The organism is Pseudomonas sp. H1_G08 (assembly GCF_054681355.1).
In genome coordinates this window covers 4,073,920-4,089,127 of record NZ_CP162822.1, presented here as the reverse complement: position 1 = coordinate 4,089,127, position 15,208 = coordinate 4,073,920, and the positions used below count along the sequence as shown (strand labels likewise).

At 62.5% G+C, this 15,208-nt stretch carries 10 protein-coding genes; 5 read left to right on the top strand and 5 right to left on the bottom strand.

All coding sequences use genetic code 11. The features are described from left to right. Window positions 1–271: 271 nt before the first annotated feature. Entirely contained in the window at window positions 272–1,381 is a 1,110-nt protein-coding gene (locus AB4N85_RS18550; protein WP_460065418.1) for a DUF3182 family protein, read from the top strand. Then, a complete protein-coding gene (locus tag AB4N85_RS18545; RefSeq protein ID WP_016772959.1) occupies window positions 1,371–2,129 on the top strand; it encodes an alpha/beta hydrolase family protein in 759 nt (252 codons plus the stop codon). Before AB4N85_RS18550 ends, AB4N85_RS18545 begins: the two co-directional genes overlap by 11 nt. Before the next feature lie 103 nt (window positions 2,130–2,232). On the opposite strand, the gene AB4N85_RS18540 is transcribed toward AB4N85_RS18545, so the two are convergent. From AB4N85_RS18540 to AB4N85_RS18525, 4 genes are read right to left on the bottom strand one after another with little or no spacing between them, the layout of a single operon-like run. Then, window positions 2,233–3,222 (bottom strand): lysylphosphatidylglycerol synthase domain-containing protein, encoded by a 990-nt coding sequence (locus AB4N85_RS18540; RefSeq protein ID WP_041477676.1) that lies wholly within the window; start codon window positions 3,220–3,222, stop codon window positions 2,233–2,235. Continuing rightward, window positions 3,219–4,493 (bottom strand): cardiolipin synthase ClsB, encoded by a 1,275-nt coding sequence (gene clsB / locus AB4N85_RS18535; protein WP_016772961.1) that lies wholly within the window; start codon window positions 4,491–4,493, stop codon window positions 3,219–3,221. The genes AB4N85_RS18540 and clsB overlap by 4 nt, the downstream gene beginning before the upstream one ends. Further along, entirely contained in the window at window positions 4,490–5,287 is a 798-nt protein-coding gene (locus tag AB4N85_RS18530) for an endonuclease/exonuclease/phosphatase family protein (protein ID WP_056790768.1), read from the bottom strand. The genes clsB and AB4N85_RS18530 overlap by 4 nt, the downstream gene beginning before the upstream one ends. Further along, entirely contained in the window at window positions 5,284–6,210 is a 927-nt protein-coding gene (locus AB4N85_RS18525) for a DUF72 domain-containing protein (RefSeq protein ID WP_056790764.1), read from the bottom strand. The genes AB4N85_RS18530 and AB4N85_RS18525 overlap by 4 nt, the downstream gene beginning before the upstream one ends. 386 nt (window positions 6,211–6,596) lie before the next feature. On the opposite strand from AB4N85_RS18525, the gene AB4N85_RS18520 reads away from it, so the two are divergent. Then, the gene (locus AB4N85_RS18520; protein WP_460065413.1) at window positions 6,597–8,699 is read left to right on the top strand and encodes a mechanosensitive ion channel domain-containing protein; all 2,103 of its coding nucleotides are present in this window, start codon (window positions 6,597–6,599) and stop codon (window positions 8,697–8,699) included. 116 nt (window positions 8,700–8,815) lie between these two features. Here AB4N85_RS18520 and AB4N85_RS18515 read toward each other — a convergent pair whose 3' ends face one another. Beyond that, on the bottom strand, window positions 8,816–13,102 hold the full coding sequence (locus AB4N85_RS18515; protein ID WP_460065410.1) for a DEAD/DEAH box helicase: 4,287 nt from the start codon (window positions 13,100–13,102) through the stop codon (window positions 8,816–8,818). A gap of 276 nt (window positions 13,103–13,378) precedes the next feature. Between AB4N85_RS18515 and AB4N85_RS18510 the strand changes: the two genes are divergently transcribed. Continuing rightward, complete coding sequence (locus tag AB4N85_RS18510; protein ID WP_056790755.1) at window positions 13,379–14,263, top strand: sugar nucleotide-binding protein; 885 nt, start codon at window positions 13,379–13,381, stop codon at window positions 14,261–14,263. Beyond that, window positions 14,256–15,188, top strand: a complete 933-nt coding sequence (locus AB4N85_RS18505; protein WP_406227612.1) for an NAD-dependent epimerase/dehydratase family protein — start codon at window positions 14,256–14,258, stop codon at window positions 15,186–15,188. The genes AB4N85_RS18510 and AB4N85_RS18505 overlap by 8 nt, the downstream gene beginning before the upstream one ends. The last annotated feature ends 20 nt before the right edge of the window (window positions 15,189–15,208 follow it).

Here is a 15,208-nt window from a genome sequence, read left to right as displayed (position 1 = left end):
CGAGCCTGCTCGCGAAGGCGCTGGATCTACAGAATTGTAGTCGGCTGACACTACGCTTTCGCGAGCAGGCTCGCTCCCACAATGATCGCGGCGAGGGTGAGAGATCGTGCAATTTGCCGGAGTTTTGCGCGCTGTCGTGCAGTTTGAAACAGGCGTGATGCCAGCACAGTCACGGCAAGCTCCCGATTATCGGGCGGTTCGTGGGGATCGCTGATTGGCCTGATCTCTGCAATTTCCTTTGAGAACCCATCGACTGATAAAAGGGGAACGCATGACCCCGACACCCAGCAACAAAATCGTCGTGGCCCATTCGGTGCGTGCCGAGGCGCCGCAACATGAAGTCGAGACCAACAAGGCACTGGCGCGTTGGCTGGCGCAGATTCTCGGCTGCAAATTCGGCGGCAGTTTCGATCCGGCCAAACATCAGGGCCGCGAGCTGTATCTGCTGCCAACGCAAACCATCGTTGGCGCCGCCCACGCTCAAGCGCTGGGCATCAAAGGCCCCGATGACTTGTGGGGCGGTTACGTCGAATACGATTTCATCTGCACCAAAGCCATCAGCCACGGCTTGCGCAGCCATCTGGCGCACGCGCCGCAAGGCTGGTCGCCGCTGTTTTCGGAGCGGGTGCGCAACGTTGTGCTCGACGGTCTCAGCGTATTCGCCCTGGAAGATGCGCGGCCCGCCGCCGAGCATCTGTTGTACGCCGGGCCGATTCGCTTGAAGCCGATTCACGCTTGCGCCGGTCGCGGCCAGGAAGTGATCAAAAGCCTCGACGCGTTCGATGAAATCCTCGCGCGGCCCGAGGCGCAAAATCTGTTCAAGGACGGCGTAGTGCTGGAGCAGGACTTGAGCAACGTCGTCACCCACAGCGTCGGCCAGTCGTTCATCGGCGGCAAAGTGTTGAGCTACTGCGGTGATCAATACTTGACTGAGGACGGTCAGGGCGACGAGGTCTACGGCGGTTCGAATCTGCTGGTGGTGCAGGGCGGCTATGACGAGTTGCTCGCGCTGGATCTGCCTGATGATGTGCGTCTGGCCATCGAACAGGCACAGGTCTTCGACAGCGCCGCCAACGAAGCCTACCCGCACTTCTTCGCCTCGCGGCGCAATTACGATATCGCCCAAGGCCTCGACGCCAGCGGCAACCCGCGCAGCGGCGTGCTCGAACAATCCTGGCGCATGGGCGGTGCCAGCAGCGCTGAAGTGGCCGCGTTGCAGAGCTTCGTCAACGATCCACTGATGCGCGCGATTCGCGTGTCGTCGGTGGAAACCTATACCGATCAGGCGCTGCCGGCGGACGCCATTGAGGTCTATCGCGGCCCGGCGGAAAACAGCGCGTTTCTTCTCAAATATGTGACGGTCCAATCCTATGACGGCTAGAAGCGAAAGCATTCAAATCGACATTGATGACGAACAGATGAGCGGGACTTTTCTCAGTCCCAAATCGAAAGTCCCGGGGGTATTGTTTGTTCACGGTTGGGGCGGCAGTCAGGAGCGTGATCTGGAGCGGGCCAAAGGCATCGCCGGCCTGGGTTGCGTTTGCCTGACCTTCGACCTGCGCGGGCATACCGGCGGCACCGGAATCCCGCTGACCCGGGTGACCCGTGAAGACAATCTGCGTGATTTGCTGGCGGCCTACGATCGTCTGCTGGCGCACCCGGCGCTGGATACCTCGGCAATCGCCGTGGTCGGCACCAGTTATGGCGGTTATCTGGCCTCGATCCTGACGTCATTGCGCCCGGTGCGCTGGCTGGCGCTGCGCGTGCCGGCGCTGTACCGCGACGAGCAATGGCACACGCCCAAACGCGATCTGGACAAGGCCGACCTGCGCGATTATCGCGGCACGCTGGTGCGCGCCGACAGCAATCGCGCCCTGCATGCCTGTTCGCAATTCACGGGCGACGTGCTGTTGGTGGAATCGGAAACCGACGACTTCGTGCCCCACGCGACGATCATGAGTTACCGCGCCGCCTGTCAGCAGACTCACTCATTGACCCATCGGATTATTGATGGCGCCGATCATGCATTGAGTGATCCGGTTTCGCAGCAGGCCTACACCTCGATCCTGGTGGACTGGATTACCGAGATGGTGGTGGGGGAGCGGTTGAGCATTATCCAATCCAGATGATGTTTCGCATGTACCGGCCCCTTCGCGAGCAGGCTCGCTCCCACAGGTTGAACGCATTTCAAATGTAGGAGCTGCCGAAGGCTGCGATCTTTTGATCTTGATTCTAATGTGTGGGTTTCTTCTCGATCCGCAGCGCCTTGGCCTTGGCCTCGACCACCAGATACATCACCACCGTGATCAACAGCGGCAGCAGAAAATAAATCGCCCGATATGCCAGCAATCCCGCGACCAGACTGCCGCGCGACGCCTCGTGCTGCAGCAACGCCACGAACACCGCCTCAAGCACACCCAGTCCCGCCGGAATATGCGTGATGACCCCGGCAATCGCGCTGATCAACAGCACGCCAAGCACCAGCGGATAATCCAGTTTGCTCGGCAGCAGAGTGAAGATCACCGCCGCCATCAGCGACCAGTTCAACGCCCCCAGCAACAATTGCAGCACCGCCATGCGCAGCGACGGCAGGTTGATTTCCACGCCGCGAATCGACCACTCGCGGCGCTTGGAAAACTGACACGCCGCCAGATAGCCGGCGCTGACCAGCAGCAGTAACACACCAACCAGTTGCAAGGCCGAACTGCTGAGTTTCCAGCCCGGCGGCATCGTCACCAGACCGCTGCTGAACACTACGCCAGCGATGGTCATGTAGCCGAACCAGTTGGTCGCCAGGCTCAGGCCGAGAATCTTGGCGATGTTGCCTTTGCTCACCCCCAGCCGCGAATACAGGCGATAGCGCATGGCGATGCCGCCGACCCAGGCGCTGAGATTGAGGTTGAAGGCGTAACTGATGATGCCCACCGGCAGGATCTGCTTCCAGGTCAGGTCCTGACGAATGTAGGTGCGGCCAATCAGGTCGAAACTGGCGTACACCAGAAAACTCAGCAGGGTCAGGCTGGCGGCGATGATCAGTGTGCGCACCTTGAAATCGGCGAGAGTCTCCAGCACCTCGGCCCATTCGATGCGCGTAGCGAACATCGTCAACAGGACGATGAGCGCGAGGAAAAACAGGATGGTCAGCGGACGTTTCCAGCGGCTCCATTTCGACGGCGCCGCTTGTGTCGAATGGCTATCGGAATGGACTTCGGAATGACTCATGGACGCGCACCTCGGAAAGGCTTCAGACGCGGTTTATGCGCCGGCAGCCAACCGGCCATGGCCGGGAAGTGCCGCAGGAAGTGGAACACGAGAAAGCCCACGGTCATGTGCCAGATACGCCCGCGCGGCAACAGCTTGGCGTCCATGGCTTTGCAGTGGTTCTGGCTGAGATCTTCGAGGCGTTCGTACAGGTGCTGATTGAACGCGCGGTCGCGGATCAGCACGTTGGCTTCCAGATTCAGCGACAGGCTCAGCGGGTCGAGATTGCTCGAGCCCACGGTGCTCCAGTCATCGTCGACCAGCGCGACCTTGCCGTGCAGCGGGCGCTGGCAGTATTCGTGAATCTGCACGCCGGCACGCAGCAGATAATCGTAGGTCATGCGCGCCGCCAGTTTGGCTACGAGCATGTCGGGCTGGCCTTGCAGGATCAGCCGCACCTCGACGCCACGGCGGGCGGCGTTGCGGATTTCGCGCAGCAAACGGTAGCCGGGAAAGAAGTAGGCGTTGGCGATGATTACCCGGCGCTTGGCCTTGCGCAGCACCTGCAAATACACGTCTTCGATATCGGTGTTGTGTTGATCGTTATCGCGGAACACCAGGCGTACCTGGCCGTCGTGGTCGGTGAAGGCCATTTCCTCCAGGCGCTGGCGCCGGCGCTGCCACCAGAACCGCGCGCGTCCGGGACGACCGCTTTGCAGCAGGGCGAAGTGATGGATATCGGCGACCACCGGGCCCTGGATCTCCACCGAATAATCCTGCTTGGCTTCAGGGCCGAAATCGGCCAGGTGATCGCCGGAAAAATTGATCCCGCCAATGAACGCGATCAAGCCGTCGACCACCACGATCTTGCGGTGCAAGCGGCGGAACCAGTTGGTGCGGATGCCCAAATGCTTCGGCGCCGGATCGAAGATTTGCAGATGCACGCCGGCATCGCTCAAGGCCGACAGATAGCCGGTGCTCAGCTCGCCACAGCCGAAGCCGTCGAGGCTGACCGTGGTGCGCACGCCGCGCTGGGCGGCTTCGATGAGGATTTGCTGCAACTCGGCGCCGACCTTGTCTTCGAAGACGATGAAGGTCTCCAGCAGGATCTCGCTCTTGGCTGCGCGCATCGCTTCGAATACCCGGGGGAAATATTCCTCGCCGTTCTCCAGCAGCTCTACGCGGTTATTGCTATGCCATTGATACTCGACGTCAACGTGGCCGGGCTCGCGCACCGGCGGGTTTAGCGGGACCGGGTCGACGGCAGATTTTTCCAGTGGCGCACTGTTCATAGTTCAATCTCCACCGATAACGGTGCGTGGTCGGAAAGGTGGGACCAGGGCCGGTTCGTCAATACTTTTGGGCGGCTGGCCTTGAGGTTGCGTACGTAGATGCGGTCGAGTCGTAGCGCTGGCAGCCGCGCGGGAAAGCTGCGCGCCGGCTTGCCGTACTGCTCGGCGAACACTTCGCGCAGGCCACAGGGCTTGAGCTGCGCATCGGCGCGCTGGCGCCAGTCGTTGAAATCGCCAGCGACAATCACCGGGGCGTCGGCGGGCAATTCGGCGAGGCGTTGCATCAGCAGATCCAGTTGCGCGTTGCGGTGGCTCTCGCGCAGGCCCAGATGCACGCAGATCGCGTGCACTTCGGTGCCGTCGCCAGGCAGGCGCAGCACGCAATGCAGCAGACCACGGTTTTCATGGCCGCTGATCGACACGTCGAGGTTGTCGTGGCGGATGATCTGGAATTTCGACAACAGCGCATTGCCGTGATCGCCCGCCGGGTACACGGCATTGCGCCCGTAGGCGAATTGCGGCCAGAGGCTGTCGGCGAGGAATTCGTATTGCGGCATCGTCGGCCAGTTGTCGTAGCGTTTCGGATGCTGCTCGTGCGTGCCGTGGACTTCCTGCAGAAACACCACGTCGGCGGCGACGCTGCGCACTGCTTCACGCAGCTCCGGCAGAATGAAACGCCGGTTCAGCGCGGTGAAGCCCTTGTGGGTGTTGACAGTCAGTACGGTGAAGGTGCGCACCGAGGGCGCAACCACAGAGCCTTCGTCGGTAAAACCGACCGGTTCGGGAATGCTCATGACAGAACTCCTTCTGCGGCAACTTGCCCGGGAGTCGTGGCGAGGTCTTTGTCGAGGTCCAAGCGCTGCAACAAGTTGCGTGCGTCGTAGGGCGCGCGGACTTTGATGTCGTTGTCGAAGTAGCAGAACACTTCGCGGGATTTGCGCGCGCGGGGTTTCAGGCGTGGCGCTATCAGGTGGGCGTCCTCTGGCTGTTTACCGTGATGCCAGGCGTCGATGCGCTCGGCCCAGCGCTTGAGCGCTTGTTCGGAATAACCGCTGGCGTAGAGCTCTTCGGCGCCGTGCAGGCGCAGATAGACGAAGTCGCTGGTGAGGTCTTCGCGGTACGGCCATTTGCCGGCGGTGTCGGCAATGACCAGCGCGGTGTTGTGGCGTTTGAGCAGGCGCACGAATTCCGGATCGATGAAACTTTCATGACGGATTTCCACCGCATGGCGCAGCGGTTTCTTGCGCCAGGCTTTGACGCTGGCGTGGCCGGGCAGATGCGAGTCGTGCTGGCGGGCGAGGGCGGCTGCGGCTTGGGTATCGTGGGGCAGTTGCGCGAGAAAGTGATCGAAGCGCTCGGCGTCGAATTTGAAATTCGGCGGAAACTGCCAGAGGATCGGCCCGAGTTTTTCCTTCAGCTCCAGCACGCCCGAGGCAAAGAAATTCGCCAGCGGCTTTTCGATTTCGCGCAAGCGGCGCACGTGGGTGATGAAGCGCGGCGCCTTGACGCTGAACACGAAGTCATCGGGCGTTTCGGCGTACCACTGGGCGTAACGTTCGGGGCGTTGCAGGGCGTAGAACGATCCATTGATTTCGATGCTGTTGACCGCGCGGGAGGCGAACTGCAATTCGCGCTTCTGCGCCAGTCCCTTCGGGTAGAAATCCCCGCGCCACGGGGCGTAGCGCCAGCCTGAAATACCGATGTGAATCGTCGCCATCCCATCCTCCCGTAGAAAGTCCTCGTGTTGCCGATGTTCTGTGATGACTGCGGCGGGGGCGGGAAAGTTTCGGTGGCGTTACGGACGGTCGCGGGTGAAGCGAAGATCAAGAGCTTACCCCCTCACCCCAACCCTCTCCCCCAAGGGGGCGAGGGGGAAGGGAGCAGATCTTCATGCCTCCTGAAATCGCGTACGACTGTGAAGGGAGCAGATCTTCATGGTCTTCAGGACTTGAGTTCGACTCAAGACGTGCAGTTGATGATTTTGGTCTGCAACTCGGTCGGCTCCCTCTCCTGGGGGAGAGGGCTGGGGTGAGGGGGCTCTTGAACTTGCCGCGCAATTACCGATCAGTTCCTTACCAGGGTCAGCCACGGGAGATCGGAGCTTTGCGCAATTTCAGGATCGCCATTCTGCTGGGAGCGCTGCTGTGCTTGGGCGTCAACACATCGCAAGCCGTCGCGCTACCGGGCGTTCCGGCTGCCGCCGACACGGCAGAGAAACCCGCCGAACCGGAACCGTTGGTGCAGGGCGGTCTGCTCGGGGCGATCAGTACGAGCATCGACGATGTGCAGGAAAAACTCGATCTCAACGAACACCTGGTCGATGCCTGGCGGCTGCGTGCTGACCGCGCGGCGGATGAGGTCGATCGGCTGGTCAAGCAACCGTCGAATCGCTCGGGCTGGAGCGTGGCAGGGGATTTCCTCACGTTGTCGGGAGTGTGGCTGGGCAGTTTCGCCCTGCTCACCGTGCTCGGCAGTCTGCTGGCAAAGCGTCTGCGTGAGGGCCGCTGGTTGCGCACCCGCCAGCGCAGTCAGGATCTGCTCGGCTACGTGCTGCCTTTCACCGTGCCGGCGCTGATCTGCCTGCCGCTGACGCTGTATGTCAGCCATTTTCTGCAAGCTTCGGTGGGCCGTGCGCTGGCGCTGTGTCTGGCCTACGCCACCAGCAGTGGCATTTTCTCCACGTCGATGTTGTTGTGCGTGGTGGTGATGTTCAACGTCGGGCACAAGCGCGCCGCCGCGCGAATCATCCGTGAATACTGCCCGCGACCGCTGTTCCTGATCGGCTTTCTCGCCGCTCTCAGCGATGCCCTGACCAGCCCGCAGATCGCCCGACAATTGGGCGGCAATATCACCAGCAGCATCGCCGTGTTCACCGGGCTGATCGCCTCGGTGATTTTCGGTTTGCTGGTGATTCGCCTGCGCCGGCCCGTGGCGCATCTGATCCGCAATCGCCCGCTCAGTCAGCGTTTGAAACAACCGTCGCTGCAGGAGTCGCTGCGGATATTTTCCGGGCTGTGGTATTGGCCGATCGTGCTGATGGTGCTGGTCTCGGCAGTGAGCCTGATCGGCATCGGCGAGGACAATCAGAAAGCCCTGCGCTGTGCCTTGTTCACCACCGTGCTGCTGATCGCCACAGTGTTTCTCAGCACCGTGTTGCAGCATTTGTTCAAATCACGCAAGGCTGAGGCGATCCAGCGCAGCAGTGCCTACAAGGAACGTTTTCTCAGCCTGTTGCATGCGTTGCTGCGCATCGTCATGGCGATTGTGTTCATCGATATTCTCGGGCGGATCTGGGGCGTGTCGTTGCTCGATTTCGCCCAGAGCAGCACCGTCGGTCGAGCGATCAGCAACGCCTTGAGCAGCATCGGCCTGATCTTCCTGGTGACGTGGCTGCTGTGGGTGGTGCTCGACACGGCGATTCAGGAAGCGCTGAAACCGCCGCTGAGCAAACGCGCGGCACGCCAGCCGAGCACGCGGGTGAAAACCATCCTGCCGCTGCTGCGCAACGCGATCAAAATCATCCTCGTGGTGATCTGCGCGATTACCACCATGGCCAACCTCGGCATCAATGTCGCGCCGCTATTGGCCGGTGCCGGCGTGGTCGGCCTGGCGATCGGTTTCGGTTCGCAGCAATTGGTGCAGGACGTCATCACCGGGCTGTTCATCATCATCGAAGACACCCTGTCGATCGGCGACTGGGTGGTGCTCGATTCCGGCCACGCTGGCACGGTGGAAGGTTTGACCATTCGCACCTTGCGCCTGCGCGACGGCAAGGGTTTTGTGCACTCGGTGCCGTTCGGCCAGATCAAGGCTGTGACCAACCAATCCCGCCAGTTCGCCTTCGCATTTTTCTCGGTGCAGTTCACCTACGACACCGACGTCGACAAGGCCATCGAGCTGATCCGCGAGGCCGGCGATTCGATCCGCGAAGACCCGTTCCTCAAGTACAACCTGCAAGGGCCGCTGGATGTGTTTGGCGTGGACAAGATGGACCTCAACGGCGTGGTGCTGACGGCGCAATTCCGCACGGTGTCAGGTGGCCAATATGCGGTGAGCCGGGCGTTCAACCAACGTTTGAAGAAGCTTGTGGATAACACGCCGAATGTGCATTTTGCGCAGACTTATCCACAGCAGGTGCTGTTGCCGAAGCGGCAGGAGGAGGGGGCGGTGGTTGCGGATGAGGTACCGCAGGAGTCGCGGACCTGACGCCTGTTTGTGTAGAGACAGGGCCGGCGCTTTCGCGAGCAGGCTCGCTCCCACAGGGGCAATGGGATTGGACTGTGGGAGCGAGCCTGCTCGCGAAGACGCCGGTGCGAACACTCTCAATGCCGGATCAGCTTGGCATGCAGTTGTCCCATGGCTATCGGATCCAGCTCTACCCAAACCTGCTGCTTGCCGGCAATCACCGCGGCCACGGACACTCCATCGCGATAAACCAGCCGATTGCTCACCAGCGCCGGCACCTTCGCCCCCGGCAACAAGGTTCCGGCCAGATTCAATGGATCAACTCCGCACACCGCCACCAGGCTGCCGTCCTGCGGGCGGCGGCGTACTTCGCGCAGCAAGGGAATGGCTTCGGGCAAGGCAAACTGCTCGCCAGCCAGACCACTGACAAACCGCCCGCCACGAATCTCGCCCCGCGCCTCCAGACGATGAAAGGTGCGCAGCAATTCCCGCCAACTCGGCAGCCAGTCCGCTTCGCGTTCGAGCAAGCGCCAGAACACCACGCCGTAGCGGCGCAGCAGGGTCATGGCGACATGTTCGAGCGTCTCGGCGGCATCGGCTGACGAACCCCGGCGCAGCAATGCCCAGCGCCCGGCATCGTCCATGCCGCCGATAAACGCGCCGCGCCCGCGTCGGCTACTGCGCTGCTGGCGCTTGCTTGCCGGCGTGATCAGCGCGCGCAGGCCGGCGAAGCTGTCGGCGTTCACCAAACCTGCGGCAACCAGTTCCTGCAAGGCGATTTCCAGTTCGCTGCGCAACAGGCGCGCTTCATGAATCAACTCATCGAAAAACAGCGCGCCATGCAGACTCAGCGCCTCGAAGACTTTCTGTGTTTTCGGCGATAACTCACTCACTGGCGTCTGTTCAGCCAACGCACTCCACAAACCCACCTGGCTACGCGGCAGCAGCACAATCGGTGTACTGCGCAATGCCGAGCCGCTGACTTTCTGCCGCGCGCTGATGCGCGTCCACACCAGTTTGCCGTTGCGGCACAGCTCATCCAGCCAGCTCGGCGAATAGTCCTTGAGGCGTGCCGGCAGGATGTCGCTGTCCCACGCCGAAGCTGCCGCCGGGTAGCCTTCGAACTGGCCGACAATCGCCGGCAGCACCGCACTGCCCTGACCTTGGGTGGCCGGCGTCAGATGCTGCCAGTCGAACAGAAAACGCATGAAGTCCTGCAATGCCACCGGTTCGATTTCCCGGCGCAGGCGCTTGACCGTGTAGCGATGGATGCGCGCCAGCAGATGGCGTTCGCACCATTCTTCAATCGCGCTGTTCGGCGTGAACTGGCCGCGCAAGACGTAGCCTTCACGCTCCAGTCGGGCGAGGGCCTGACTCACTTGCGCGGCGGGCAGGGCCAGCGGCTCGGCGATGGCCGGCAACGGGATCGGCCCAAAGGCACCGAGGCGGGCGCGGATCACTTCGACCAGCGCCTCATCGAATGTCCATGCTTCGTCGAACCCGGGCAGCGCGACTGCTTCAGTCAGCAGCGTGGCTTGTGGATAAAGTGCCTGCAGGCAACTCAAGCGTTCGCGAGCCAGCCACAACTGATGCTCGGCGTCGATCTGCAACCGGCAGGCGCGGCCGCTGGCCATCAGCGTTTGCAGCCAGTCCGGCCAACCCGCGTTGGCGCGCGCTTCGGCGTCACTGATGCAGGCAAGGCTCATCAGCGCTTCGTGCATTTCATCCATGGAATTGGGCGACGGCCAGGCTTCTTCGCGCACTGCGGTGATCGCATCGGCATCGAGCGCGCCGAGATCATCGGTCGATTGCGGATCGCTCCAGCGTCGATTAATCACCGCTTGCGTGCGGCGTTCCTCCAGCGGCGCGTCGTCGAGAAACGTGTAGGGTCGGGCGCTGAGAATTTCTGCCGCCAGCGGCGACGGCGCAGGTAAATCCCGGGCGATCAGGCGCACCTCGCCACGCTCCATGCGCCGCAGCAGGGTCAGCCAGCCTTCGCTGTCCATCGCTTCGTGCAGGCAATCGTCGAGGGTCTGTTCCACCAGCGGATGTTCGGGGACTTCACGCTCGCCGGCGAGGTTTTCCAGGCAGGCGATCTGGTCGGGAAACACACTGGCGATCAGGTCTTCGCTTTTCATCCGTTGCAGTTGCGGAGCGACTTTGCGCCCGCCGGTGAAGCGCGGCAACGCCAGCGCCACCCCGGCATTCCAGCGCCAGCGCACGCCAAACAAGGGCGCATCGAGCACGGCTTGAATAAGGGTGTGTTCGGCGCTGTTGCTGTGCAGGTAACGCCAGACTTCGTCGAGCTCGAAGCTGTGACTGGTGGACAGCGACAGCACGATCGCGTCTTCGCTGGCGGCGGCCTGCAACTCGAAGTTGAAGGTGCGGCAGAAACGCTTGCGCAGGGCCAGGCCCCAGGCGCGGTTGATGCGGCTGCCGAACGGCGTGTGAATGATCAGTTGGGTGCCGCCGGACTCGTCGAAAAACCGTTCCATCAACAGCGTGTCCTGCGAGGGCAGGGCGCCGAGGGTTTGCCGTGCGCGCGCCAGATATTCGACCAGTTGCTCGGCGCTGGCGAGGTTGAGGCCGAGTGTGGCGGTCAGCCAATCGAGCGCCGGTTGCAGAATCCCGGGGCTGGCGCTGAGCAATTCGTCCAACTGCGCTTGCAGGCGCGCGACGGCCGCCGACAGTTCATCACTGCGCCCCGGCGCTTCGCCGAGCCAGAACGGAATGGTCGGCGGCATGCCCTGCGCATCCTCGACCCGCACCTTGCCGCTTTCTACCCGCAGGATGCGGTACGAGGTATTGCCGAGCTGGAACACGTCGCCGGCGATACTTTCCACGGCGAAATCTTCGTTGACGCTGCCGATGTTCAAGCCCTGGGGTTCTAGCAATACGCTGTAGTCGGCGTTGTCCGGGATGGTGCCGCCACTGGTCACGGCGGTCAGTTGCGCGCCCCGCCGGCCACGCAAGGTGCGACTGACGGCGTCGCGGTGCAGGTAGGCGCTGCGGATGCCCTGGCGACCGTTGTAGCCCTCGGCGAGCATGCTCAGCAGGGCCTGATAGTGTTTTTCGTCGAGATCGCGATAGGGCCAGGCTCGGCGGAACATCGCAAGCAACGCGTCCTCCGACCATTCCTGGCAACTGACCTCGGCAATGATCTGCTGCGCCAGCACATCCAGCGGTTTTTCCGGAATGTGCAGCGTATCGAGCTCGCCCCGGCGCACGCAGTCGAGCAGGGCGGCGCACTCGATCAGGTCGTCGCGGGTGGTGGCGAACAAACGGCCCTTGGGCGTGCCGCCGACCTGGTGTCCGGAGCGACCGACTCGTTGCAGAAACGCAGCAATCGAACGCGGTGAACTGATCTGGCAGACCAGGTCGACTTCACCGATATCGATGCCCAGCTCCAGTGATGCAGTGGCGATCAGCACTTGCAGCTCGCCGCGTTTGAGGCGCTGTTCCGCATCGAGGCGAAACTCTTTGGCCAGGCTGCCGTGGTGCGCCGCCACGGCCTGCTTGCCGAGGCGCTCGCTCAGATGCCGGCTAAGGCGTTCGGCAAGGCGTCGGGTGTTGACGAAAATCAGCGTGGTGCGATGCTCGCGGGCGAGTTCGGCGAGGCGCTCGTACACCAGTTCCCAGACATCGTTGGCCATCACTGCAGACAACGGCACCGGCGGCACTTCGATACCCAGGTCTCGTGGGCGGGCGTGGCCAATGTCGACGATTTCGCAGGGGCAATCGTGACCGACCAGAAACCGCGCCACGGCTTCTACCGGCTTCTGCGTGGCGGACAGGCCGATGCGGGTCAGCGGTTCGGCGCACAACGCTTGCAGCCGTTCAAGGCTCAAGGACAGATGACTGCCGCGCTTGCCCGCGGCCATGGCGTGGATTTCGTCAATGATCACCGTGCGCGTGGTGCCGAGCATCTTGCGCCCGGATTCCGAGCCAAGCAGCACGTACAGCGATTCCGGGGTGGTGACCAGAATATGCGGCGCGCTCTTGCGCATGGCGGCGCGGTCTTTTTGCGGCGTGTCGCCAGTGCGTACGGCGGTAGTGATGGTCAGCTCCGGCAGGCCCATCTCGTGCAATTGCGCGGTAATGCCGGCGAGCGGATTCTGCAGGTTGATCTGGATGTCGTTGGACAGTGCCTTCAACGGCGAGACATAGACCACCAGGGTTTCGGCGGGCAGACCGTCAGGATGCTCCAGCCCTCGGTGGACGAGCTCATCGAGCACGGCGAGGAACGCGGTCAGGGTTTTCCCCGAGCCAGTGGGCGCGGCGATCAGCGTCGACCGGCGCTGGCGAATCAACGGCCACGCACGGGCCTGAGCGGCGGTGACCGCCGGGAAAGTCTTGTTGAACCAGGCGCTGACGGCGGGGTGAAAACCGGCCAGCGCGCTGTTGGCGGGGAGGGGCAGATTCATGACTGGAGTTATGCGGGCGGGGGCGGGAAGATGCAAGTACCGTTCGGAGCCCTTCGCGAGCAGGCTCGCTCCCACCCTGGAATGCGGTCCCCTGTGGGAGCGAGCCTGCTCGCGAAGGGGCCGGCCAGGACGGCGCAAATTCGCGGATCTACACTTTACGGATGACGGTTGCGCACTAAACCCGCAAAATGCAACGATTCCGGCAATTATCGACGACGGTTCCACAAGAACCGTCGCTAAAGCCATCGTTCCAATCAGACTGGGCCTGCTGACTCTATGCGAATGCGCCTTATGTTACTGGGCGGCGGAAATGCCCTTGGGCAGGCGCTGATTCGCCTCGGTGCGGAAGAAGACATCGGTTTCCTCGCCCCCCGCCCGCCCGAAAACGGCTGGGATGCCGCGAGCCTCACCCAACTGCTCGACGACACCCGTCCCGATGCGTTGATCAACCTCGCCTACTATTTCGACTGGTTCCAGGCCGAGAGCGTCAGCGAAAGCCGCATGACCGGCCAGGAACGCGCCATCGAGCGTCTGGCCGAACTGTGCCAGCACCACAACATTGTCCTCGTGCAGCCGTCGAGCTATCGCGTGTTCGACGGCTCGCGGGCCACGGCCTACAGCGAAAAAGACGAGCCGGTGCCGCTGGGCCTGCGCGGTCAGGCCTTGTGGCGCATCGAGCAAAGCGTGCGCGCGACCTGCCCGCAACATGTACTGCTGCGTTTCGGCTGGCTGCTCGACGACAGCCCGGACGGCACCCTCGGACGCTTCCTCGCCCGCGCGGAAAAACCCGAAGAGTTGCTGCTGGCCGATGATCGGCGCGGCAATCCGACTCCAGTCGATGACGCCGCGCGAGTGATCATCTCCGTGCTCAAGCAACTCGACTGCGCCGCGCCGCTGTGGGGCACTTACCATTACGCCGGCCACGAAGCGACCACACCGCTGGCGCTGGGCCAGGCGATTCTCACCGAAGCACGCAGCCTGCATCCGCTGGCGATCGAAGCACCGACTGCGCAGGCACACGCCGCGCGCCCGGACGCCGCCGAAGAGCCGCAACATGCAGTGCTGGCCTGCAAGAAAATTCTCCACACTTTCGGGATCAAACCGCGTGCCTGGCGTGCCGCACTCCCGGGTCTACTGAACAGGTTCTACCGACATGGCTAAAGAAACAGTTTTAATCACCGGCGGAGCCGGATTCATCGGCTCGCACCTGACCGATGCCTTGCTCGCCAAGGGCTATGCGGTACGCGTGCTCGACGACCTGTCGACCGGCAAGCGCAGCAATCTGCCGCTGGACAATCCCAAGGTCGAACTGGTGGTCGGCGATGTCGCCGATGCCGCCCTGGTCGCCCGCGCCATGCAAGGTTGCAACGCTGTCGCGCATCTGGCGGCCGTGGCCTCGGTGCAAGCCTCGGTGGACGATCCGGTGAAAACCCACCAGAGCAATTTCATCGGCACCCTGAATGTCTGCGAAGCCATGCGTCTGGCCGGGGTCAAGCGCGTGGTGTATGCCTCCAGCGCGGCGGTGTACGGCAACAATGGCGAGGGCGAGTCGATTAATGAAGACACGCCGAAGGCGCCGCTGACACCCTATGCCTCGGACAAACTGGCCGGTGAGCAGTACTTCGATTTCTACCGTCGCCAGCATGGCCTGGAGCCGGCGATTTTCCGCTTCTTCAACATCTTCGGCCCCCGCCAGGATCCGTCCTCGCCGTATTCCGGGGTGATCAGCATCTTCAGCGAACGTGCGTCGAAAGGTTTGCCGATCACCGTGTTTGGCGATGGCGAGCAGACCCGCGATTTTCTTTATGTCGGTGATCTGGTCGATTTGCTGGTGCAGGCGCTGGAAAAGCCTGAAGTGCAGGAGGGCGCGGTCAATGTTGGCTGGAATCAGGCGATGAGCCTGAAGCAGATGCTCGAAGCGTTGAAATCAGTGGTCGGTGAACTGCCGCCCGTGAGTTACGGGCCGGCGCGTTCGGGTGATATCCGCCATTCGCGAGCGGATAACCGACGCTTGCTGCAGCGCTTCGAAATGCCGCCGCAGACGCCGATGAGTGTGGGCTTGGCGCGCTTGCTCGGGCGCTCCTGAGAAGCCCCTCACCCTAGCCC

Bases quoted from the DNA above. Each gene is read 5' to 3' on its own strand.
- AB4N85_RS18550 (WP_460065418.1), top strand. From the start codon at position 272: ATGACCCCGACACCCAGCAACAAAATCGTCGTGGCCCATTCGGTGCGT.
- AB4N85_RS18545 (WP_016772959.1), top strand. From the start codon at position 1,371: ATGACGGCTAGAAGCGAAAGCATTCAAATCGACATTGATGACGAACAG.
- AB4N85_RS18540 (WP_041477676.1), bottom strand. From the start codon at position 3,222: ATGAGTCATTCCGAAGTCCATTCCGATAGCCATTCGACACAAGCGGCG.
- clsB (WP_016772961.1), bottom strand. From the start codon at position 4,493: ATGAACAGTGCGCCACTGGAAAAATCTGCCGTCGACCCGGTCCCGCTA.
- AB4N85_RS18530 (WP_056790768.1), bottom strand. From the start codon at position 5,287: ATGAGCATTCCCGAACCGGTCGGTTTTACCGACGAAGGCTCTGTGGTT.
- AB4N85_RS18525 (WP_056790764.1), bottom strand. From the start codon at position 6,210: ATGGCGACGATTCACATCGGTATTTCAGGCTGGCGCTACGCCCCGTGG.
- AB4N85_RS18515 (WP_460065410.1), bottom strand. From the start codon at position 13,102: ATGAATCTGCCCCTCCCCGCCAACAGCGCGCTGGCCGGTTTTCACCCC.
- AB4N85_RS18510 (WP_056790755.1), top strand. From the start codon at position 13,379: ATGCGAATGCGCCTTATGTTACTGGGCGGCGGAAATGCCCTTGGGCAG.
- AB4N85_RS18505 (WP_406227612.1), top strand. From the start codon at position 14,256: ATGGCTAAAGAAACAGTTTTAATCACCGGCGGAGCCGGATTCATCGGC.